Source organism: Streptomyces cynarae (genome assembly GCF_025642135.1).
GTDB classification, from domain to species: domain Bacteria; phylum Actinomycetota; class Actinomycetes; order Streptomycetales; family Streptomycetaceae; genus Streptomyces; species Streptomyces cynarae.
On record NZ_CP106793.1, the window covers coordinates 9,031,981 to 9,054,161 of the forward strand.

Below are 22,181 nucleotides of genomic sequence, written 5' to 3' on the forward strand. Positions count from 1 at the left end.
CCAGTGGTCCGCCTGCGAGGGGACGGCGGATCCGCCTGGAAGCGGAGGCGCTGTCCCGCTCCTGAGCTGACGTCAGAGGGTGTGCCTGCGCCCTAGTTTCTGGTGCATGACGAGTATCCGCCGCGCGGCGCTGACCGCCGTGCTCGCACTCTTCCTGCCGTTGCCGATTGCCGTCGCGGCACCGGCCTTCCGCCGCGCCGTCCGACGCCGTGTCCTCCGCTCACCCGGCGGCAAGCGGGTTCGCGGCGGCACTGCCCCGCCCGACCGGCCGGTACGCAGTCGGCCGGAACATGCTCCACCTCGTCGACGGCGGCCGCCAGGACCCCTGGGTGCCGGCGGCGGGACCTCGGCAGCTGATGGTGTCGATGTACTACCCGGCCCGGCTCGGGAGCGGGGTAGCCGCTGCCTACATGACCACTGAGGAGGCCCGGCTTTTCCTGCGGGAAAAGGTTCCGGGCTCCGGAATTCCGCCCGAGGCGCTGAGCGCGGTCCGTACGTGGGCGCGGGCGGACGCGCGCCCGGTGCACGGCCGCTTCCCGCTGGTACTGCTCTCACCCGGCCTCGGCTTCCCGCGGGCGCTGTTCAGCAGTGTCGCCGAGGACCTGGCCAGCCGCGGGTACGTCGTCGCGCTGATCGACCACACCTACGAGACCCCAGGCGTCACTTTCCCCGACGGACGGACCCTGCCCTGCGCCATCTGCGACCAGCCGCCGGCGGGCGGGCTGCCGGCCGTCGCCAGGAGCCGGGCGAAGGACGCCTCCTTCGTGATCGACCAGCTGACGTCCCATCACTCGACCTGGGCCTGTGCCCACCTGATCGACCGACGACGCATCGGTATGGCCGGGCACTCCATCGGCGGGGACGCTGCCGCCGTGACCATGGCCGCCGACCGCCGGGTGCGGGCCGGGGTGAACATGGACGGCACCTTCCAGGTGCCGGTCCCGGCCACCGGTCTGGACGGCAGGCCCTTCCTCCTGTTCGGCGCCCAGTCCGACGAGAGCCCGGGCATGGATTCCAGCTGGGACGACGCCTGGACAAGCCTGGACGGCTGGAAGCGCCGGCTCACGATCGCCGGCGCCGAACACGGCACCTTCAGCGACCTGCCGCTGCTTGCCAGGGCGGCGGGCCTGCCCAGCCGGCCGGGAGCGATCGAGCCGGTGCGCGGGCTGGCGATCACCCGGACGTACCTTGGGGACTTCTTCGACCTGCAGCTGAAGGGCGTACCGGAGCCGCTGCTGGACGGGCCTTCACCGGACGAGCCGGAAGTCGCCGTCCAGCTGCCGTAGCAGTGCCGTGCTCGGGGTTCCCGTCCTGGCGTTGTCGTCCGCGTGGGCTCAGCCGGACGGGGACACCAGGCCCGCGTCATAGGCGGCGATGACGAGTTGGACGCGGTCACGGGCGTCGAGCCTGGTCAGCAGCCTGGCGACGTGGGTCTTGGCGGTGGCAGGGCAGATGAAGAGCTGCTCGGCGATCTCCGCATTGGACAAGCCGCGGCCGACCAGGGTCAGGACCTCGCGCTCGCGCTCGGTGATGCCCGGCAGCCGGCGCATCCGCGCGGCCGGTCCGGGCCGCGCGGTGAGATCGGCGATCAGGCGGCGGGTGACACTCGGCGCGATCAGGGCGTCGCCTGCGGCGACCACGCGGATCGCCGTGAGGATGTCCACCAGCGCCATGTCCTTGACCAGGAAGCCGCTCGCGCCGGCCCGCAGGGCGGCGGCCCGGTCGGAGACGTCCTGGGTACGGTCGTGGACATGAACGTGTAGACCGGCCGGCAGGAAAGGCCGTGTCGCCACGCAGTTGCTGCAGCAGCTGGGCCCCGGTCCCGCAACCCCCCTGGGCCGGCAAGGAAAGAGCGGGCACAGGCGCCCCCCGGTCTGTCTGTTTCCTGTGGTTGCTGATGTAGCGTCAGCGCCCATGAACAGAATCATGTGCCGCACAAACCCCCGGTGGATCAGGGCGGTTGGCGTTTTTCTGGCCCTGCTGCTCTCGGCGGTCACCCTCTCCGTGGCTCATCCGGCGGCGGCGGCCTCCGTCCTGGCCCCGATCGACCCCAGCGGGTTCACGATGCGGGCGGGGGACTTCACGAACCGCGGCGCCGCGATCCAGCAGATCGAGGCGTCGGGGAGCGTCTCCGTGCGCACCTCGCCCGACCAGGTGCTCGCCGACGGTGGTCACGCCGGTCGGGCGGCACTGTGCCACAACACCAACCTCGACGGCTCACTGAAGTACGACGGCTTCTGCTGGGACCAGGCCGACGACACCTCCGCCGTCTGGACGCCCCAGGGACTGACCGGTTCGCACGACGCCCAGCCGAGCGGCACCTGGAACGGGCACTACCTCTACATCGCCTCCTGGCACTTCACCGACAACGACTATGCGCGGATCACCATCGCGGAGTCGACCGGCACCTCGGTCACCTACCAGCACGTGCTGCTGGTCGACCCGTACTCCACCAGCAGCGGCTACACCTTCCGCCCGGTGGGCGGGGCCGGCGACCGGTTCGGGATGGACGTGCTGAGCGGCCATGCGGACGGTGTCACCTGGTACGGCAACAAGCTCTTCGTCGCCACCGGGCACCAGATACAGGTCTACGACCTGCGGCACCTGTGGAAGATGAGCGACACCTCCACCGACCAGGTCGGCATCCTGGGCAACGGCAAGTCCTCGGCCCGCTACCACAACTGGGCGCTGCCCATGGCCGGCGTCTACTTCACCGGCAACACGGGTGACCCCTGCGACGCCACGCGGCCGTGCCTGACCTCGCTCAGCCTGGACCGCACATCCTCACCGGACGCCCTGGTCACCTCGCAGTTCGCCACCCAGGGGGGTGGGCCGCTGATCCGCTGGCCGCTGAACGCGAGCACGGCGCTCCCGGACACCGACACCGCGAACGACTACACCGGGACCGTCACGGCGACCGGTGCCTACACCGTGCCGATCTGGAAGGTGCAGGGAGCCGCCACGGACGGCACCTATTACTACTTCAGCGGCGAATGCCCCGAGACCGCGGGCACCACCGACTCCAACGTGCCGTACTGCATCCACCGGGCGCTGCCTGGCGCCGCGCCGCATGTCCTCACCCATGCCCCGCCGCTGACCCAGAACCTCTCCTACGCCCCCTCGTCCGGGCGCCTGTGGGGGCTCAACGAGCGGGAGGACACCACCACCGGAAAGCGGGTGGTCTTCTCCCTGGTACCTTCCGCCTGAGGACCGCCGGGTCACCCCGTCGAGCACACGAAGGCGGATGCGCTGCTGCCGGACATGGCCGAGCGCTACGACGTGCTGATCACCGCCAAGGACGGGGTGTTCCCTCCGGTTGCGCTGGCCGAGGGCAAGGAGGGACGGGCTCTGCCGGTGCTGCGCACCGGCGGTGGCGGGACGCCCCGGCCCGCTGTGCATCCGCACGAACTCGACGGGAAGCTCGGTCCGGTCAGTGGTTGCCTTTTGCAGCCCTGAGGCTGACGGAGTCGATGGCGCACAGCGACCAGTCCGGCATCGACGCCGCTCCGCGCAGGCGCTCTCCGATGGTCGCCGGACACCACGCCTCCGTGCGCTGGACGGCCACCGGCACCTACGCCGGCGGCTTCCCCGGTGCCAAGGCCCAGCCCGGCACCGTCGTCACCTTTGTGACGCACGCTCTGCGACCTCCACCGTCCTCCCCGGGCACACCGCCGGGGAGGGCGGCGGACCACTATGAGCCGGGCGAGTGCCGACCGCTCGAGCACTTTCGATCCCGGCGCCCAGCAGATCCAGCGGCAAGACGTTCAGACTCCGCCCGCACGCGTCCTTCGACCCCTCTAGAACGGCGCGGTCGACCTTGAGGCGGAGGCCGTCGGGACGAGCGGGGTCACCGCAGGCCTCGACGACCACTCGCCCGGCCCGGTGAAATGGCAGACATGGTTGACGTGCCCGCCGGCGTCTCCCGCGACGTGCGCCTTCCTATGTCCAGCGCATGCCTGATTGTGTCGGTGGGAAGCAGCAACGTGTGGTGGTGAGTTCCGGGAACGCTTGAGGGGCTCGGCCGCAGAAGTGTCGGCGAGTTTTAGGAACGCGGCATAGCCAGGCGGCTGTCGGCCATGCGGTGTGAGGGCACCCGCTCGCAGCTCCCCGAGACCTGGGCGGGGGCTCTCTCGCCCCCGGGGCCGGAGCGGACTGCTCATGAGGACCGCTCCTTGACAATACGATTGCTGGCCACCAGGCACGCTGGCACGATTTCAAGCGTGATCACTTCTGAGACGCCGGACTGCCTGATCGTGACGGGGATGCCCGGGGCCGGGAAGTCGACGGTGACCAGGCTCGTCGCCGAGCGTCTGCCGCGCTCCGCCCGGCTCGACGGCGACTTCATCAACAGGCTGATCGTCAGCGGTCACGTCTGGGCCCTCGGTGAACCGGCCGACGAGGCAGCGCGGCAGGTGGAGCTGTGCAACCGCAATCTATGCATGCTGGCGAACAATTTTGCCGACGCCGGCTTCGCGCCCGTGATCGACTGGGTGATCCCCGACCGCAGGCAGCTGGACTTCTTCGTCTCGCTCCTTCCGGCCAGGAAAGTTCTGTTCGTCGTCCTCGCACCGGGTATCGAGGCATGCCAGCACCGCAACACTCTCCGTGATCCACGGGAGCGGTTCGACTTCGACGGCTATGAAGATCTCGATGCCGACATGAAGCGCGAGCTCGGCGATGTCGGCTGGTGGTTTGACACCGCTGCCCTCACTCCCGAGGAGACCGCCGACCGCATCATCCGGGAAGCTCGCCATCGCGCGATGGTGAACTGACTGCAAGTTCCCCGGCACTGTTCAGGTCACGGCGGCTTGTTCTGCCCTGGCCCGGGACTGGGCGAGGCGGTAGGAGTCGGTGCCGGTCTCGATGATGGTGCCGTTGAAGGTCAGCCGGTCGACGATGGCGGTGCAGAGCCGGGGATCGGTGAACGTCTTGGTCCAGCCGCCGAAAGCTTCGTTGGAGGCGATGGCGACGCTGTTCTTCTCCTCCCGCTCGGTCAGAACCTGGAACAGCAGTTCGGCGCCGTGTTTGTCGAGTTCCATGTAGCCCAGTTCGTCGATGCATAAAAGATCGACGCGGCCGTACCGGGCGATCGTCTTGGTCAGCTGCTTCTCGTCCGCGGCTTCGACGAGTTCGTTGACGAGCCTGGTCGCCAGGGTGTACTTCACGCGGAAGCCCGCCATCGCGGCCTCGGTGCCGAGCGCGATCAGCAGGTGGGATTTGCCGGTGCCGGAGTCGCCGATCAGGCAGAGCGGCTGCCCCTTCTTCACCCACTCGCAGGTGGCAAGGGTGTGCACGACCGCGGCATCGATGTTGGCGTTGGCGTCGAAGTCGAATTCCCGCAGCGACTTCTGCCTCGGGAAGGCAGCTGCCTTGATCCTTCGCTCGGATCGGCGTCGTGCCCGGTCGTCGCACTCGGCCAGCAGCAGCTCGGCGAGGAAGGCGAGGTAGGACATCTGTTCGCGGGCGGCCTGCTCGGCCAGGTCCGTGAACTTCCGACGGATGGTGGGCAGTTGGAGCATCCGGCAGGCACCGACCACGGCGGTCTCGGCCGCCTGTTCGCTCATCCGACGGCGGCTGGTGGCGTTCATGGCATCTGCTCTCCTTTGCTGGCAGCGGTCGTGCCGCGGGTGCGGCGGCCAAGGAGCTGGTCGTAGGGGGCCGGTGAGGGCAACGGCCGGGTGTCGGGCGGCAGATGGGCCAGCCGCCGCGCGGTCAGGTAGGTGACTGTCGGCTCTCGCCTGGGCGGCTTTGGCTCGGGCAGGGCCGTGTCGGCGTCGTCGGCTTCCTGGGCCTTGCGGGCCTCCAGGGCGACTGCGTCCGCGGTCAGCGCGCCCACCCGCAGGGTGGATGCGAGCCCGGCAACCAGGTGCTCGTGGGGGATGCGCCGGCCCAGCAGCAGGACGTCGATCAGGGCCCGGGTGCCGTCGCGGTCGCCGCGGGCTTTGCAGGCTGCGGCCCACCAGGCGTCGTGGACCGGGGTGACCTTCCCCGCGGCTTTGGCCTGTTCGAGCGCGGTCGCTCCGGGCAGGGCGCCGGGCTTGCGCACGAGGGCTTCCAGGTAGTGGTCCAGTACGAGTCGTTCTCCGCCCTTTGCGATCAGCCGTTCGTGCCGGGCTATCTCTGTGCTGCCGTCGTAGACGACCAGTTCGTTGGCGTGCAGCACGGCCCGCACCCGGCGGCCGATGAAGCGGACCGGCACCGAGTAGCTGTTGGTGCGGACCGATATGCGGCTGTGTCGGTCCACCCGCAGGGCGAAGGTGCGGCTGGTGCAGAACGGCTCGTCCGGCAGTGGCTTCAACAGAGGTTGTTCGACGGCGAAGTACTCGCCCACGGTGCGGGGCCGCATCCGAATACGGCGGGCATCGTCATGCTTGTCCCATTGATCGACGAGCAGGTTCAGCTCGGCCAAGGAGTCCACATCGGGGACCGGGACGAGGTGGTTGCGGCGGAAGTAGCCGATGTCCCCTTCGACTCCGCCCTTCTCGTGTGCGCCGGCCAGGCCGGGGCGGCAGTAGAAACTGTCCAGTCCGTAGTGCCCCCGGAAGGTGATCCACCGCTCGTTTTCCCGTCTTTCCCTGGTGAACCCGATCACCTTGGCGACAGCGGCCTTCAAGTTGTCGTAGCGGACCTTGCCGGTCGGCGCCCCACTCAGGACGCTGAGGGCGTGCACGTGGCCTTCGAAGAACGCTTCCTGTCCGCCGGACGCGAAGATCCGGTGCGCTGCCTTGCCGGAATACGACAGGCGGAAGCTGAACAGGTAGCAGGTCACCGTCCGCCCGGCCAGACGTACCGTCACATCTCCGAAGTCGACCTCCGCTTCGACGCCGGGGCGGTGCGATTGCGGCACGAACGCCTCGGCGGGACCGCGACCGGCCATCGCGCGGATCTCCCCACGACGCACTGCGACGTAGTCGCGGACCATACCGTAGGAAACGCCCGTGGGCCTAATGCTCCTCAAGCAGCCGATCGAAGACACGTTTTGCGGTATGCCGCTGCTTGCGCGGGGCGTCCAGATCGGCCCGCAGCATCTGGTCGATCACCGGCTTGTACGGGTCCAGACGGGTCGGCCGCGGCGGCAGCTTCTTACGCGGACGAGGCCAAGCCGACTCCAGCGCGCTCTGCACCGTCGGGTGGCCTACGCCGTATTTCCGCATCACAGCCCGCTTCGACAACCCGGCACGGCAGTCTCTGCGGATCGCCGCGTACAGCTCAACCTTGGACTTCGGCGCCATCGACGCCCCCTCACAGCACGGAGCATGCCCATGCTCCCACCGCAAGCCCCCTGGTGTTGCCGAAACTCACCGACATCCATACGCCTCAATCCGAGGCGTTCTCGGTGCTGAGCGACACCTGTTCCTCAAACTCACCGACATACCCAGCATGCCGATGGCGGATAGTTGGTCGATGTCCAGGAGCGGTGTTTCTGATCAGTGTCTGGTGGTTCTATCTGGGCTTATCAGTTTGCTGTGTTGGGTGTGGTCGGGTGGCGCGGGTGTTTCAGCTGGTGCTGGCGTGTGGGTGGTGGTCTTGCTGTGTGGGGTCTGGTCTGTGGTTTTGTCAGTTGGCGGGCTGGGTGATCAGGTCGTGTCACGTGCGGTGGCCGGTGTTCAGGTTGAGTGGTTGTTGGTATGGGGCGTGGTCCTACGTGTGCTGGGTGGTGACGCGGCAGGCGGGGCATGCTTTGGGGCTTCGGGGGCCGTAGCGGTGGTTGGGCGTGGCAGGCAGCGTGCAGGGGCCGATTTCCCAGGGTGGGCACTTCGGTTCTGCTGTGATGACGAGGCGTTCGCGGGGGGACAGGCGGAGGGCGATGGGTCTGGTGGGTTGGAGCAGGGTGTCGTGGGGGGGGGGTGTGGTCGAAGGTGTGCAGGCCGGTGGCGGAGGACGTCTCGCGTCGCGGGCGTGGGCTGCTGGTGTGGGGGCCTTCTTCGCCGTAGCGGCAGGAGCTGTCGAGTTCTTGTTTGGTGTAGGTGACCGGTTCGTCGTCGGGTGGGCCACCTCCCGGACGGGGTGTTGGTTTCGCTGGTGATCTCGTGCCAGCGCTTGACGTCGCGGGCCAGGGCCCACAGGTAGGAGGTGCGGTGGGGGTCGTGCCGGTTGCGGGGGCGTACGGGCAGGTGTTCGCCGTCGGCGCTGGTGACGTTGAGTTCGTCGAGCGGGGTGGCGTGTTCCTGTGGGATGCGCGGGGCGGGCAGGGACCAGCCGCTGTGCCACTTTCCGCATGCTCTGCCGTTTTCGGGACATGAGCGTTGGCTGGTGGGGGTGCATTTTCAGATCTGCAGGTGGCGGACGCCGCCGCGGATGATCTGGGCGAGGGGGGAGATGATGCGCTGCCAGGGCACGTCGTCGACGCGGGTCCTGGGGGCGCGGTCTATGAGGGCAGAGGTGGCGTCTGGGGTCACCCGCAGAGGTGCGATGTTGCGCTCGCGGGCTTTGGCGGATCGCCGGCGCACGGTACTGGCGGTGATGGGGGAGTGCTGGGCTTCCCATCCCACGCGTGCGCCGGCGCTGGTCACCAGCACGTCGGTGATCACCCGTCCGTCCTCGGATCGCGTTTCGGTCTGCACGTCCAGTCCGCGCCGCTGAAGCCGGTTGTGCAGCTGCTCGAAGGCCAGTCGTCCCGCGGTGTGCCATACGAAGCGTCCCATCGACCGACCGAGTCCGCGACGAGGGCTGAAGGCTCTGGCCAATGCCAGGGGCCCGGGCTGGCCGCCCGGCCGCCGCCGCGACCGGTCCGTACGGGCTCGCCCGCGCCCGGCCGGCCCCGCACCGGACGGTAACCACGCCGGGACTGACGAATAGTCAGTTCGCCTGGGGGCGGAGGGACTCAGAGCCAGCCGCGGCGAGCGGCTTGCCAGGCGAGCTGCATCCGCGTGTCGGCGCCGGCGAGGGTCATCATGTGCTGGATGTGGCGTTGCACGGTGCGCCTGCTCAGCCCCATCTGACTCGCGATGGCCTTGTCGGCGACACCCGCCACGAGCAGCGAGAGCAGCCGGCGGTCGGTCTCGGTCAGCGGGTCGGCGTCGACGACCCCGTCGCTGCCCTCCACCCCTCCGGACGCGCTGACGTTCAGCGGGACCGCGGTCTCCCAGTAGCGCTCGAAGAGTGAGATGAGCGCCTCCAGCAGGCTGCTGCCTCGCACCAGCGCGGCCGTCGCCACATGGGGACTGCCCTGGGGCCCACCGGGGACCAGCGGGCAGATGGCGATGGCGCGGTCGGCCACGGCCAGGCGCAGCGGCAGGTGCGGGACCGAGCGGGCCACCTCACCGGCGCGCACACCTTCCACGACGTTGTCGACGGCGCCCTCGTCGTCGAAGAAGGCCTGCTCGTACAGGACGCGGTAGCGCACCCCGCGGGCGAGGGCGTCGTACTCGGCGCGGTTGCTGCCCGAGGGCATCGCCACGTACTGCGCCTTGCAGAACCAGAGCATCTCGTGGCGCGCGTTGTCCTGCATCTGCCGCAGGTGCTGGCGCAGCGCCTCCGCTCCGGTGATGACCTCGATGAGCTGGCCGGGGTCGTGCCTGCGGCGCGTACTGCGGTAGCTGTCGAGGAGGTCGGTGACGGCGGTACGGGCCTTGTCGAGCGCGTCGGCGTTGCGCTGCAACCGCGGCAGCAGCGCCACGTCGGGCGGTACGGCCGCGTAGTGCAGCGGATCGCGGTCGGTGGTGCTGGCGAGGCCCTTGCCGCGCAGGGCTGCGAGGACGGCCTCGACGGAGTCGCGCGGGAGCCCGGTTTGGTCGGCGACCTCCTGGGCCGACGCGGTCGCGGTCCCGACCAGGAGCCGGTAGACCGTCTCCTCGATCGCCGTGAGACCTGCCGGCTCCAGCATGCCGTGCCCCTCCCTCGCCGCGGCCGGCCCCGAGAAGCGGAACGGCCCGTTGAAGTTTGCACTGCGGGCCACGACCGGGCAAGCAAACGGCGGGTGCCAGGATTTCCGCCCGGGCCCCGCCGTCGTTCAGCCGTTCCGCGGGGCCGCCGTCACTGCCCCGAGGAGGGGCCGCGGTGCAGGTAGGCGCGGTCGACCGTCTGCCGCACGGTGTTGCCCGCGGCGTCCACCGCGGTTACCCGCAGGCTGACGTACGCGTCCCCGCGCACCCCCGACGGCCGTTCGACCGCGGCGGTGAACCGCGTGCCGCCGTGCCGCGCGGTGCGGGCGGTGTGCGCGGTGTGCCAGGTACGGCCGTCGTCGTACGACGCCTCGACCTTGAGCGTGACCCCGCGCGGGGCGGCCAGGCCGTCCGGCATCCGTACGTTCAGACCCAGCGTGTGCGACCGGCGCGGACCCACCGCGTTGCGGAGGTCCACCGGCGCGCTGTAGTCGACCTGGAGCAGCGGCAGCAGCGTGGCCGTCGCCGCGGTGTCCGAGGTGAACGTCCAGGACGTCCTGGTGCCGGTGCCGAACTGCCAGTCGGCGGAGGTGCGGGCGGTGGTGAGGTCCAGCCGGTAGCCGGCCTTGCCCGCGGGCACCTCGAATCCGCCCCAGGCCCCGGTGTCGGACTGCGCCACGAGCCGGCCGTCGCGGTACACCTCGGCGTGGGCCACGTCGCTCGGGTCGCCCACCGCGGACACCGCGGCACCGGTGCCTACACCGCCACCCAGCGAGCTGGCCTCCGCGAACGACCAGTGGCCGGACTGGGAGTCGGTGAATTCCGGGATGTGCAGGGACAAGGTGTCGCCGTTGCGCACCGAGCCGGGCCAGCCCGTCACACCGTGCGGGATCGACGGGCGTACCGGCCCCGCGAACCACTTCTCCGCGGCGTGCTGTCCGGGCCGGTAGGTGCGGGCGGCGTCCTGCATGCCGACGCCCAGCGCGAGGTCGCGGTCCATGACGGTGTCGTGGTGCACGGTGTGGCTCCACAACGTGTCACCGGCCGTCACGTACTCGGTGCGCTGCTGTCCCACCGGCACGTCACGGGTGTACTGGTTCCAGGCGAACTCCTGGTAGGGGCGCCAGCCGAAACGCTGCTCGCTCCCCCAGGCCGAGGCACCGGTGCGGGTGTAGGCGGCCTTCACCACCGCGCTGTTGCGTTCGCTGACCGTGTACACCAGCTTCTCGGGAACGCGCTGCTGGGACACCTGCATCACGTCGTACAGGTAGGGGCTCTTCACCGTGCCGGAGAACTCCACCGTGGTGGTGCGCTTACCGGCGCGCTTGAGCAGGTCGGTGCCCTCGGTCGAGCCGGCGCGCATGATCGGCAGCGCGAGGCGGTCGCCCTCCGGCTGCCAGCGCGTCCAGGGGAAGAAGCCCTCGGGCACGACGAGCATCAGCGCCTTGGCCCCGGCGTCCGCGGCGGCCTTCGCCAGCTCGGCGTCGTTACCGAAGTCGTAGCGGACGACAGCGAGCTTCCCGCGCACATGGGCGGCCCTGAAGTCCGCGGCGGTGCCCGCTCCGGCGTCCACCGCGGTCAGCCGGACGCCCTTGTCGTCGAAGACCGGTGAGGTCGGCAGGTAGTACGGGGCGAAGGGCGCCGAAGTGCCGGACACCTTCGCTCGCAACTGCGGGGCCGTCATCTGCCAGCGCGAGGCGAACTCGAAGGTGCCGTCGGTGACCTGCGCGGTCGGGCTGACGTAGATGCGCTTGGCGATGTCGAAGAACATCACGCCCTGGATCAGGCCGTGGCCCTCGATGCGCCGGTACGTCTGGTAGCTGAGGATCCCCGTTGCTCAGCGGGCTCGGGCGTGCGGATCTGCACCTGGGTGACCTTGGAGGCGTCCAGCGTCACCGTGGTGTCCTTGGAGACCTTCACCTGCGGGTTGATCACCTCGACCAGTTCCTGGCCGTCCGAGGCGTTGTCCAAAGTGCTGAAGTCGACCTGGTAGGTGCCCTCCTCGACGACGGCGACCGCGGGGTCGGCGCTGGTGTACGAGACGAAGCCGTCCTGGCCCCAGATCGTCGGCAGCCAGCCCGGCAGCACCTTGCCCGCGCGGTCGCGGGCGATCACGGTGAGCCGGTGCAGCGGCGCGTGCACGACCAGGGAGAGCGTGGTGTGGGCGAGGACGGTGCCGTCCGCGCCGGTCGCGGTGGCGTAGCCGTAGTAGGCGCCGCGCCTGGCGTCCTTCGCGTCGGTGCTCAGCGGCACGTCGGCGGAGGCACCGGGGGCGAGGTGGACGGTGCTCGCGCCGGGCGCGACGACACCGGCCGTCAGGGCCACGCCGTCGGAGTTGGCCAGGGCCACGCTCAGCTTCAGGTCCACTGCCTTGTCACCGGCGTTGGTGTAGTGCAGGGTCGCCGACTGCTGCTTGCCGCCGCCCACCTGGACGGCGGGCAGCAGCACGCTGCCGGTGGCCGTGACCGCGCCCATGGCCGCGGCGACGTCGATCCGGCCGCCGCCCTGCTCGGTCGCCTTCGTGCCCGGCACGGTGTGCGCGGTGCTGATCAGCGCGTCCTTCAACTGCTGACCGGTCCAGCCGGGGTGCTGCTGCGCGATCAGCGCGACGGCACCCGCCACGTGCGGGGTCGCCATCGAGGTGCCGGACGCCGCCGTGTAGTTCGCGTCGACCGGGTCGCCCATGGTGGTGCCGGACGCGCGCGCGGCGACGATGCCGACGCCGGGGGCTGTCACGTCGGGCTTGACGGCCTTGTCGCCGAGGCGCGGACCGCGGCTGGAGAAGGAGGCCAGGGAGTCGTCGCGGTCCACGGCGCCCACCGTCAGCGCGGCGTCGGCCGCACCGGGCGAACCGATCGTGGAGTCCCCGCTCTGGCCCGCGTTGCCCGCCGCGACGACGAAGAGGGTGTCGCCGGAGGCGGACAGCGTGTTGAGGGCCTGGCTCATCGGGTCGGTGCCGTCGGTCGGCTCGTCGGAGCCGAGGCTCATGTTGACGACCTTGGCGTGCTCGGCGGCCGCCCACTCCATGCCGTCGATGACCTGCGACTCCGAGCCGTAGCCGTCATCGCCGAGCACCTTGCCGATCAGCAGCTCCGCCTTCGGCGCCACACCCTTGCGGGAACCGGAGGACGCCGCGCCCGTACCGCCGACGATCGACGCCACGTGCGTGCCGTGCCCGAAGTGGTCCACGGTGTTCCCGCTGCCCGAGAAGTCCTTCGACTCCGCGATCCGGCCCGCCAGATCGGGGTGGGCGGCGTCCACGCCGGTGTCCAGCACGGCCACCTTCACGCCCTGGCCCTCGTACCCGGCCTTCCACGCCGCAGGCGCGTTGATCTGCGCCGTGCTGCGGTCCAGCACCGGCGCGACCCGGCCGTCCAGCCACACCCGCGGCGTCGCGGCGGCGCGGGCGGTGCCCTCGGTGCCGCCCGGGTTCAAGGCCTTCCAGAAGGCGCCGAGGTCGTCGTCCGCGACGCGCAGCGACCGCGCGCCGATACTGGCGAGGGTCCGCGCCGGGGCCGATGCCTCGTTGAACGCGGCGACCCGGTCCGCGACGGCCGCCGCGGCCTTCTCGCTCTTCGCGGTCGTCCGGGCCACGCCGCCGCGCGGGAGGCGGAGACGATCAGCGGCAGCGCGGAGGTGCCGCCCTCGTCGTAGCCCTGGGCGATCAGGGCGGACACGTCGAACAGACGCCGGTCCAGCGTCCCGGCGGAGACCAGGTCCACGGCGTCCGACGGCAGCACCGTCAGGTCGCCGCCGTCCTCCTGGTACGTGCGGAAGACGATGCCCTCACGGCCGGGTCCCGGCTCGACCGAGGCGGCGCGGCGGCCGTCGGCCCCGGCGTCACCGTCACGCGGTCGCCGGTCACCAGGCGTACGGTCACGGGCGGCGCGCCCTGGCCGCCGGCGGGTCGCGCCGCGGTGTCCTGGGGCGTCCGGGCGGAGGCGGCCGGCACGCCTCCGGCGGCCAGCAGCAATCCTGTCGATATCGCCGCCGTCAGGCGGATCCATGCCATCAGCCAAGCACCTCTCGTACAGCTGGGAGTGACGCGCTGTCCGACAGAATCTGCTGTGGCGGTGAGCATGTCACCGGCCTTTGGTGTCACACCTGCGACATGTCTCAACGGCGCCACGGGGTGCGGCCGTGGCCCCCGTAAGGTGTCAGCGCGGCATTCTGCCGTGGGAGCGGGCGCCCAGGCCGCCGCGCCGCGGATGCCCAGGCGCGCCAACTCCGCCCGCAGCGCACGGACGCCGTGCTGGGTACGGGACTTGACCGTCCCGCGCGGAACGCCCAGCTGTGCGGCGACGTCCTCGCCCGCCTGGCCCATGACGTGGACGCGGACCACCGCTTCGCGGTGCGCGGGGGCGAGCGCGCGCGGGGCGCCGACCAGGACGGAGCGGTCTTCCACGGCGCCGGCATGGTCGCGCACGGGCGCGAGCGCGGTGCCCGCGAAGTCGGCGGCGGTGCCCCCCACCGGTACGGAGCGTGCGATCTCTCGGTTTTGGGACAGTGGGGTGAGAGACAGTGGGGGCTGGGTGTGTTGTTGCTGGTCGGTGGCGGTTTCGAGGCGTGGGGCCACTGTCTTGGGCGTGAGAGAGCTGCGGGGCATTGCTGTTCTGGGGCGTTATTGCATGAGGGGTGACGCTGTCTCAGTTTCGTGAGTTCTGATCCCCTGGCCGGTGGGTGTTGGTGTGCTCGGGGGGTGGATCAGGGAGAGCAGGTTCTGGCCCCGGAAGGGGCGGGTGGTGATTCGAGTGGGGCTTTGCCGGCTGTGTCGGTTCGGGCGTTGCGGGGGCCGGCGGTGCGCCGTCTGCTGGCCCTGCGGCGGGAGGGGAACCTCACCACTGGGCAGGTGAGGTCGGCGGCGGACGTGCTGGGGTGCGGGAGCGTGCGGTGTGGCGGTGGCTGGCGGCCGCCGAGCGGGACGAGGCTGCGGCCCGGGCACCGGGGGAGCGGGCTGCGTATCCGGGGCGGTTCACGGTTACTGATGAGGTCCGGGCTCTGCTGGGGCTGTGGAAGGGCAACGTCGCGGCGGTGCATCGTGAGCTGACCGCTCGCGCGGCCAGGGGCGAGGGCGAGTCTCCTCCGTCGATCCCGACGCTGCACCGGGCGATCCGCCGTGATCTGACGCCGGGGGAGCGGGCCGGGCTTGCAGGTGGGGAGCGGGCGGCGCGCAAGCATGATGTGTTCCTGGCCCGGCTGCGGGGCTGGCGGAACCAGGTGTGGGAGACCGACCACGTCCAGGCGGCGGTGCTGGTCGACGTCGACGGCCATGCCCGCAGGCCGTGGATCACCTGGTTCACCGACTGCGCCACCAACGCGATCACCGGCGTTGCCGTCACGCCCGGGCATCCGTCGCGGGAGTCGGTACTCGCTGCGCTGCGCTCCGCCGTGCTGCGCGAGGACCCTACGGCCCGTTCGGCGGCGTGCCCGAGAAGGTACGGGTGGACCGTGGCAAGGACTTCCTGTCCCGGACGGTGACCGCAGCGTTCGATCTCCTGGACGTGACGGTGGAGGACCTGCCCGCCTACACCCCCCACCTCAAGGGCACCGTGGAGGGCCTGAACCGTGCGGTGGAGAGCATGTTCCTGGCCGCGCTGCCCGGCTACGCCCGCCAGCCGTGCCCCGGCAACGCTCCTTCCGTCCGAAGGACGAAGTGCTGCTGGGCTTCGAGGACTTCACCACCCAGCTTCTGGCCTGGACGCTCTGGTGGAACACCGAGCACCGCCCGGCGCCGTTGCGGGGCAAGACTCCGCTTCAGGCGTGGCAGGACGATCCCACCCCGCTGCGGGACGTGCCGGCCGCGGATCTGTGGACGTTCACCCTGGAGGACGCCGGTACTCGCATGCTGACCACCCGCGGCATCCGTTTCAGGAGACGCGACTACGTGGGGCCGTGGATGACCGGCCAGGCCGGTATCCAGGTCCGGATCCGCTTCATGCCCCACCACGACCACCGCATCGAGGTCTACCACGCCGCCACTGGCCGCTACCTCGGTCCCGCGGACCTGGCCGATCAGGCCACCGAGGAACAGGTCAGTGCCGTACGGAAAACGCGGGCCGCCCGTGCGCGCCGCCTGAAGAAGGACCTGGAGGCCTCGCAGCGCGAGCGCTATGCCGCCGCTACCCAGGCCGAGCCCCCTCGGCGGCTCGGCGCGCTGACCACCGCGCAGGTCGAGGCCGAACTCGCCCAGCCTGCTGAATCCGACCTCGCGCAGCTCGCGATGCCGGACGTCATCCCGCACGCCGCACCCCGGCCGACTGGCGCACCCCGCCCTCTCTGGCCGCGCCGGCCCGCCCCGCCCCGCTCCCGCCAGGCCGTGACTCCGCCCCTGCAGTCCCCGACGGCCCGGCCGGACGGGCCGTACCCTCCACCACCGCTGAAGACGGAGACGCCTCGTGACCGCGGCCACCTACCAGTACGTCGACCTGCCCGACGCCTCCGTGGTCACCACCCGCGCCCTGCTCACTGCCCGGGAGAACATCACCGACACGGTCGCTGCCCGCGCGATGATGTGCATCCATGGCGGCGCCGGCTTCGGCAAGACCCTCGCCGTCAATACCTGCTTGCGCGGACTCGAACCCGGTGAGGACGTCCGAAAGATCACCTTCCGTGCCCGTCCCACGGCCCGCGCGGTGCGCTACGAACTGTTCACCGCGCTCGACCTGGCCGGGGAGCCACCGCGTCACCCCAGCGAGTTCGACCGTCTGCTGAAGACGGCCCTGGCCGAACGCTCCCGTACCTTCCTCGTCGACGAGGCCCAGTGGCCAGGCGGGGAGGCGTTCGAATACTTCCGCTACCTCTGGGACGAACCCTCAACCCAGCTCGCCATCATTTTCGTCGGTGGCGCGGGCTGCCACACCGTGCTGCGCCGCGAACCGATGCTCTCCTCCCGCATCTTCATCTGGCAGCAGTTCACGCGCCTCACACCCGACGAGGTCCTGGAGGTGATCCCGCTGTTCCACCCGGTCTGGGCTGACGCCGACCCCGAGGACATCGCCTTCGCCGATCAGCACGCCGCGCACGGCAACTTCCGCGCCCGGGCCCAGCTGACCGCCCACACCCGTACCGCACTGGCCCGTACGGGACGTGCCCGCGTCGACCAGGAGCTGCTGCGCTGGGCCTTCAGCCGCCTCGCCTGACCACACCGTCCATGCCTCCTGCTCCGCCGCTGCCGTCCGTCACCGTGGTTCTCGACCGTCATGACGACGTGCTGCACACGCACACCGCTCTGGCCGCCCACCATCCGCCGTCCGGCCGGATCACCCTGCACCCCGGCCCGGGCACCACCAGCGAAACCGGCCTCGCCCACGACCTTCTCGTCGCCCTGGGTAAACCGCCCCTGCTCCCGGGCCGCTTTCCCGGCGGTCGTCAGCCCGCCTGGGAAGCCGCCACTGCCTGGCTGACCGCCCTGCCCGTCACCAGGCTGACCGTCCTGCGCGCTCACCGCCTCACTGCCCGCCGCACGATGCGCCTCCTGCAGCTACATGCCTTCGCTGGTATCCACCTGACCCTGGTCTGCCACCGCCCTCACCTTCCCGCCGCTCTGCATCAGGCCCTGCGGACGGTCGACTACTCCGTCACCGCCGACTTCGCGGCCGCCCGCCGCCACTACTACGGCACGCCTATCGCCGAACCCCCGCCCCCAGACGAGCCCGCCGCGCCGGCCAGCCGGTGGCTCACCCTGCCGGCACTGGAACGCCTCGTCTCCTACGACAGCCCCCGCCCCTGCGCCGACCCGTGCACGCCACCGCCGATCGCCTGGCGGCACCGCCCACCACCCGTGCCTCTCACCGCGCCCACCGCCCAGCGAGTCGCCCACCGGCTTCACACAGCGACCGCACATCCCAGCCTGGCCGCGACCCTCACCGCTGCTCTGTTCACCGGCGCCTCTCTGCAACAACTTGCCACCGCCCGCCCCCGCGACTACGACGACGCCGCAGCCACGCCCGCCCTGCACGACCGCGCCCGTTACACCGACGGCTGCGCCGCCTACCCCGTACCGCCGTGGGCGGGCATCTTCCCGCGGGCCGCGGCCTGCTTCGCCCGGCTCCTATCCGGCGAGGACGAGGAACTGCTCGCCACGCCAGGAGACCGCGCACACCTGCTGCGCGTGGCCGAGACGGCCAGGCTGCGCCCGCCTCAGCCGCCCGCGGCCCGCCGCAAAGGCCCGGCCGGCCGTATGGAATGGGACTGGCGCGAGCGGCAGGAAGCCGAGAGGTACGAAGCGATGCCAGCCAGGCGCGTCAGGCCCTCGCGACGCTGAACACCCTGACGCGGTTACGCGACGGGGCAGGCTCAGCCGATCGAGAAGTCAGCGAACTCGACGTCGCTGAAAGAGACATGCAGACCGTGGGCCCGGCGGCCCCGATCGCGAAAGTAGGCGTGTCCCAGCGCCCGGGCCAGGATCACCGTCTGCTGCTGCTCGCCTGCGCCGGCGTCCCGGGCGGCGAACAGCTCCCGGGCGACCTCTCCTGACAGGTCCTGGGTGATCCACCGCACCCGCGGATCGTCCGACGACCCTGCTGGCGCGGCGAACCCGAATCGCGCCCTGGTGTGGAAGACGAACCCGTTAGCTTCGGCTTGTGCACGCCGACGGGCCCGTACACGGGGCTGCCACCGCGCCAGGACCGCTTCCTCGATCGCCCGGACATGCAGCGAACCCGGCGGACGTCGCGCTCCGGGCCTCTTCGTCACCCACCGCTGCACGGTGCGCTGCGACACCCCCAGCACGACGGCCACCTTCCGGGTGGAACCCTTGTGCGTCGCCAGCAGAAACCGCAGACGGGCCTCGGTGCTCGAGGGAACGGGCCGGGTGCGCAACGCCTGCTCCAGCCCCTGCTCGATCTGCCCCATGTCCGCCTCCCCCCAGCGGCCAGCCGACAGGGCCAGCCCCTGCAGCCCGTGGCGTCAGTTCTCCCACACCGTCCGCCCCTGACTACCGGTTCCGGCGTAGCCGATGACAGCACCAGCTGTCATCGGCTACGCACGCCCCACCGCCGTCAATTACGCCCAGCGCATCCCGATCGCGGACAACTGCTCCACGCGTTCCGGTGACAGCGTGGCGGCCCTACTGCGCTGGTTCCCGATCCATGCACCAAGCCGGAGCTGCCGTTCCTTCTGGTCCTCGCCCCTACCGCCGTCTCCATCGCCACCGCTGAGGACGATCGTCTCGACGTGCTTCCTCGGCACCCGAAGGTGTCCTCGCGCTCGTAGAACTGCTTGGCGGCCGCGTAGTTCATCGCCCATTTGTCGGCCTGCGTACGGCGCGGCTGTGGTTTCTCGTCCTCGGTGGCGGGCTCGATGCCGAGGATGTGCTCACACATCCACTGCTGCACGGCTGTGAGCTCGTCCCAGCCCAGCCGGACCGAGCGCACCCACCGGCCCAGATCCTCGCCCTGGTGCACGATCCCACCCGGCGACATGGGCAGCTCGCCGCCGGCCTCCAGGTGCAGCCGGACCAGATGGAAGGCGCGCTGCCACTCCACCGGCCAGGCCGGGCACCACGACGGGTCGATCTCCTCCAACTGCTCGCGCCGCTCCTCCGACAGCGCGCCGGCTACCGACTCCACCGGCAGTCCCTCGGCACGCCGCTGCTCGATCTCGGCAGCCTTCCGGGCCGCGGCCCTGGCGTTCTTCAGCCAGATGCCTACCCGGTAGCCCTGGTAGGTGGCGTCCAGCGGTGCCAGGAGATGCCCGTTTTCCGCAGCCCACCCGCGCGCGGCGGCCAGGCCCTCTTCCCATGCGACGTCGAAGTGCGACCACACCATGCCCAGCTTCTCCAACTGCTGGACGCGGTCCTCGTCCATATCGCCGCGGGCATAGAACCTTCTTGCGTCGGCGATCCATTGCCCGAGGGGGAACCCGGCGAGCGCGGCCGGCCACCCCTCGACCTTGGCCTCCTGGTCGTCGCCGCCGGGCACGCGGTACGTGAACGGGACCTTCAGGCCGCCGTGGAGCCGGTTGTAGATGACGGCGGCCTCGATGCCGCGCCGCCAGTGCTCATGCTCAGGGTTGAGGACCCGCAGTTTGATGAACGCCGCCAGCTGCGCGGGGTCACGCGGCGTGGAGAACTTCAGCAGATGCCGGGCCGGAGCCGACGGCCCAGACCCTTCCTCTCCCCCCTCGCCTCGGCCCTCCTGACCCCCGCTGCGGCTTTGAACGCCCCTGACACGGCTCTGAGCCTGCTGCTGCGCCAGAGCCTCCACCACTCGGGCGTCATGCGCCCTGAGCGCTTCCAGCAGCTTCGCCAACCCCCCGAACGCCCGCGAGGTCAGCATGTTGTCCACCGTCTCGCCGGGCCCGAGCAGGACCGGCACCACGAGGGATGCGACCTTGCCCTCGCCGGGCTGCATCCGCAGCGCCCGGCCCACGGCCTGGACGAGGTCAGGCATGGAACCGCGCACGTCGGCCCAGTAGACGGAGTCACAGTTCTTGGTGTCGACGCCCTCGCCCAGCACCTTCACCGACCCCAGGAACCCCTTCTCCACGACCGTGCCATCCGTGGCGATCCCGGCCGCGAACTCCGCAAGAACCCGCCGCCGGTGGTTCGGCTTGTGATCGCCGCACAACCAGTTGGCCCAGATCGTCTTCGGGTACAGCTCAGGGTCGGCGGCATGCAGCTGCGCGGCCACATCGGGAAGGCCGGCTGCGAACGCCTCGGCCTCCTTGACGACGTGGTGGAAGACCAGCGTCCTGCGGAACCCTTCCTCGGCCGACGCCTTCACCAGCGCCGTCTGCAGCGCCGCGAGCCGCGCCCCACGCACCTCATCCGAGCGGCCCGCAGCCCCCAGCAACTGGGCGGCCTGGAGCTGGGTGTCGGTGATGTCCACGCACACCACCTGATAGGGCGCGCAGATTCCCCGGTCGATCGCCTCCGACAGCGTCAGGGTGAAACACCTGGCGCCGAACGGCCCCTCCGGGTCGTCCTCCATGCTCGCCACCAGCTCGCCCGGCGCGCCCTGCTCGGAGTCCCCGTCCAACTGCCACAGCCGGGGCGTGGCCGTCATGTACAGGCGGCGCAGGGACGGGATGCGGGTGTTGTCGTGGACGACCGCCCACGGCTTCCCGATCCGGCCCGAACACCGGTGCGCCTCATCGACCACGATCAGGTCCCAGCCCGGCAGGCCGGCCTTGTGGGCCCGCTCCAGCGTGCCCAGCCCCAGCGAGGCGTACGTGGCGAACACCGTGACCTTGTCGAACGGCCTCACCCAGTCGACCAGCTCGCCCACGTCCGTGGTGTTGGGGAAGGACACCTCCTCACCCCGCAGCGAGGACACCCCGACCATCGGGCCCGTGCGGCCTCCCTCGCGCCACGCGGCCTCGGTCTGGGCAAGCAGATCCAGGGAGGGAACGAGCACCAGCACGCGCCCCGCACGGAGCTCCTCAGCGCTGTGGGTGGCCACGAGTGTCTTGCCCGTTCCGGTTGCCATGATCACCTGAGTGCGGAGCCCCCGCTCAGGCACAGTGGATCTTGCAGGGAATTCGAGCGCCCGGAGCACTGCGCCCACGGCTTCTCGCTGATGAGGACGAAGTACCTTCATAGCCATTCGCTCTACTCTCTCCTGCGAGCCGGACGACAGCTCTCACACACCAAGGCGCGAGCAACTAGCCTGTCGCCAACGGATATTCGCCCAAATTGCCCACCGAGACACCGGATCCACACCTCCGATGCGGGACAAGATGACCCCCGTGCAGCGGGTCACAGATTCCCAGAACCTCTGGAGCCGTCTGATTCCAGAGTCTATCGCAGACTAAAAAATGAAGCAGATGTCCTGGAGAATCGACACGGAAGCCGCGGGTACTCCGCATTCATCACTGTCCAATCACAGCCCAGCCTGCCGGGGAGAGCCATGGCGCAGAAGACTGATGACAACAAAGGCAACCGGTTCTGCAAGGCCTGCGGCACGCCGGCCGAAGATGGGAAACTCTGCAAGCACTGCGGCGCCGTCCTGGACCTCCCTGACAGTGCGGGGCTGACCAGGAACCAAGGTGCAGCAGTACGCCGCGACTTCGAAGGCCCACTCAGCAGCAAAAACAAGGGTGAGCAGTACGGCAGAAGCGAAAAACCCCGACTGCTGAACAGCGCGCCCTGGGGTACACGGCTCCGCATGGCACCGAAGATTGAACGTATCCAGTTCCTGCGGGCCGTGCGGCAGCTGCATCGCGTCCGCTCCTTCTACGCCGTGGGTGTCCTGCTGTGGGCGGGCTCTGCGGCCTGGACCGGCTGGCAGGCGCCCGGGAGCCGGCAGATGTGGGTGTCCGTCCTCCTCTTGGCCGTCTTTACCGGTCTCCTCGCCATCGCCAGCCTGTCCCTGCGGCGTCTCGCGGTCCCCCGACAGGTCGGCCCGCGCATCACGC

Annotated in this window: 14 protein-coding genes and 4 pseudogenes; 8 read left to right on the forward strand and 10 right to left on the reverse strand. The window is 70.4% G+C overall.

Features of this window, described 5'->3' with window-relative positions:
- The first annotated feature begins 290 nt into the window (after positions 1–290).
- Entirely contained in the window at positions 291–1,286 is a 996-nt protein-coding gene (locus N8I84_RS41030) for an alpha/beta hydrolase family protein (RefSeq protein ID WP_263234592.1), read from the forward strand.
- Positions 1,287–1,334: 48 nt separating this feature from the next.
- On the opposite strand, the pseudogene N8I84_RS41035 reads toward N8I84_RS41030, so the two are convergent.
- Positions 1,335–1,715 (reverse strand): annotated as a pseudogene (locus N8I84_RS41035) (LuxR C-terminal-related transcriptional regulator); the annotation flags it as partial.
- A 199-nt stretch (positions 1,716–1,914) separates the two neighbouring features.
- On the opposite strand from N8I84_RS41035, the gene N8I84_RS41040 reads away from it, so the two are divergent.
- The 3 genes and pseudogenes from N8I84_RS41040 to N8I84_RS41050 all read left to right on the forward strand — a co-directional run bounded on the left by N8I84_RS41040 (position 1,915) and on the right by N8I84_RS41050 (position 4,772).
- On the forward strand, positions 1,915–3,207 hold the full coding sequence (locus N8I84_RS41040) for a hypothetical protein (RefSeq protein WP_263234593.1): 1,293 nt from the start codon (positions 1,915–1,917) through the stop codon (positions 3,205–3,207).
- Between the two features lie 9 nt (positions 3,208–3,216).
- Positions 3,217–3,423: pseudogene (locus N8I84_RS41045) on the forward strand (multicopper oxidase family protein); the annotation flags it as partial.
- A 797-nt stretch (positions 3,424–4,220) separates the two neighbouring features.
- Positions 4,221–4,772: an AAA family ATPase gene (locus N8I84_RS41050; protein ID WP_263234594.1), complete on the forward strand. Its 552-nt coding sequence runs from the start codon at positions 4,221–4,223 to the stop codon at positions 4,770–4,772.
- Positions 4,773–4,793: 21 nt separating this feature from the next.
- Here N8I84_RS41050 and istB read toward each other — a convergent pair whose 3' ends face one another.
- The 7 genes and pseudogenes from istB to N8I84_RS41085 form a co-directional block, all read right to left on the reverse strand.
- Positions 4,794–5,588, reverse strand: coding sequence for an IS21-like element helper ATPase IstB (gene istB / locus N8I84_RS41055; protein WP_263234595.1), 795 nt, complete (start codon positions 5,586–5,588; stop codon positions 4,794–4,796).
- Positions 5,585–7,232: pseudogene (istA, locus tag N8I84_RS41060) on the reverse strand (IS21 family transposase). The gene istB and the pseudogene istA overlap by 4 nt, the downstream one beginning before the upstream one ends.
- Positions 7,233–8,267: 1,035 nt before the next feature.
- Complete coding sequence (locus N8I84_RS41065) at positions 8,268–8,645, reverse strand: competence protein CoiA family protein (RefSeq protein ID WP_263234596.1); 378 nt, start codon at positions 8,643–8,645, stop codon at positions 8,268–8,270.
- A gap of 179 nt (positions 8,646–8,824) precedes the next feature.
- Positions 8,825–9,826: a helix-turn-helix transcriptional regulator gene (locus N8I84_RS41070; protein ID WP_263234597.1), complete on the reverse strand. Its 1,002-nt coding sequence runs from the start codon at positions 9,824–9,826 to the stop codon at positions 8,825–8,827.
- A gap of 149 nt (positions 9,827–9,975) precedes the next feature.
- Positions 9,976–11,595: a hypothetical protein gene (locus N8I84_RS41075; protein ID WP_263234598.1), complete on the reverse strand. Its 1,620-nt coding sequence runs from the start codon at positions 11,593–11,595 to the stop codon at positions 9,976–9,978.
- An 11-nt stretch (positions 11,596–11,606) separates the two neighbouring features.
- Positions 11,607–13,418, reverse strand: coding sequence for a S8 family peptidase (locus N8I84_RS41080; RefSeq protein ID WP_263234599.1), 1,812 nt, complete (start codon positions 13,416–13,418; stop codon positions 11,607–11,609).
- A 148-nt stretch (positions 13,419–13,566) separates the two neighbouring features.
- Positions 13,567–14,295 carry a sigma factor-like helix-turn-helix DNA-binding protein gene (locus N8I84_RS41085; RefSeq protein WP_263234600.1) on the reverse strand — a complete coding sequence of 243 codons (729 nt, stop codon included), beginning with the start codon at positions 14,293–14,295 and terminating at the stop codon, positions 13,567–13,569.
- A 327-nt stretch (positions 14,296–14,622) separates the two neighbouring features.
- Here N8I84_RS41085 and N8I84_RS43340 point away from each other — a divergent pair.
- The 3 genes and pseudogenes from N8I84_RS43340 to N8I84_RS41105 all read left to right on the forward strand — a co-directional run.
- Positions 14,623–16,149, forward strand: a pseudogene (locus tag N8I84_RS43340) (transposase); the annotation flags it as partial.
- 70 nt (positions 16,150–16,219) lie between these two features.
- Positions 16,220–16,963: an ATP-binding protein gene (locus tag N8I84_RS41100; RefSeq protein ID WP_263234602.1), complete on the forward strand. Its 744-nt coding sequence runs from the start codon at positions 16,220–16,222 to the stop codon at positions 16,961–16,963.
- Positions 16,964–16,974: 11 nt separating this feature from the next.
- Positions 16,975–18,087 (forward strand): hypothetical protein, encoded by a 1,113-nt coding sequence (locus N8I84_RS41105; protein WP_263234603.1) that lies wholly within the window; start codon positions 16,975–16,977, stop codon positions 18,085–18,087.
- A 32-nt stretch (positions 18,088–18,119) separates the two neighbouring features.
- On the opposite strand, the gene tpg is transcribed toward N8I84_RS41105, so the two are convergent.
- Positions 18,120–18,677, reverse strand: a complete 558-nt coding sequence (gene tpg / locus N8I84_RS41110) for a telomere-protecting terminal protein Tpg (RefSeq protein ID WP_263234604.1) — start codon at positions 18,675–18,677, stop codon at positions 18,120–18,122.
- 146 nt (positions 18,678–18,823) lie between these two features.
- Positions 18,824–21,370, reverse strand: a complete 2,547-nt coding sequence (locus N8I84_RS41115; RefSeq protein WP_449334049.1) for a Helicase associated domain protein — start codon at positions 21,368–21,370, stop codon at positions 18,824–18,826.
- A 303-nt stretch (positions 21,371–21,673) separates the two neighbouring features.
- On the opposite strand from N8I84_RS41115, the gene N8I84_RS43350 reads away from it, so the two are divergent.
- On the forward strand, positions 21,674–22,181 hold a 508-nt coding region (locus N8I84_RS43350), incomplete at its 3' end, for a zinc ribbon domain-containing protein (RefSeq protein ID WP_263234605.1).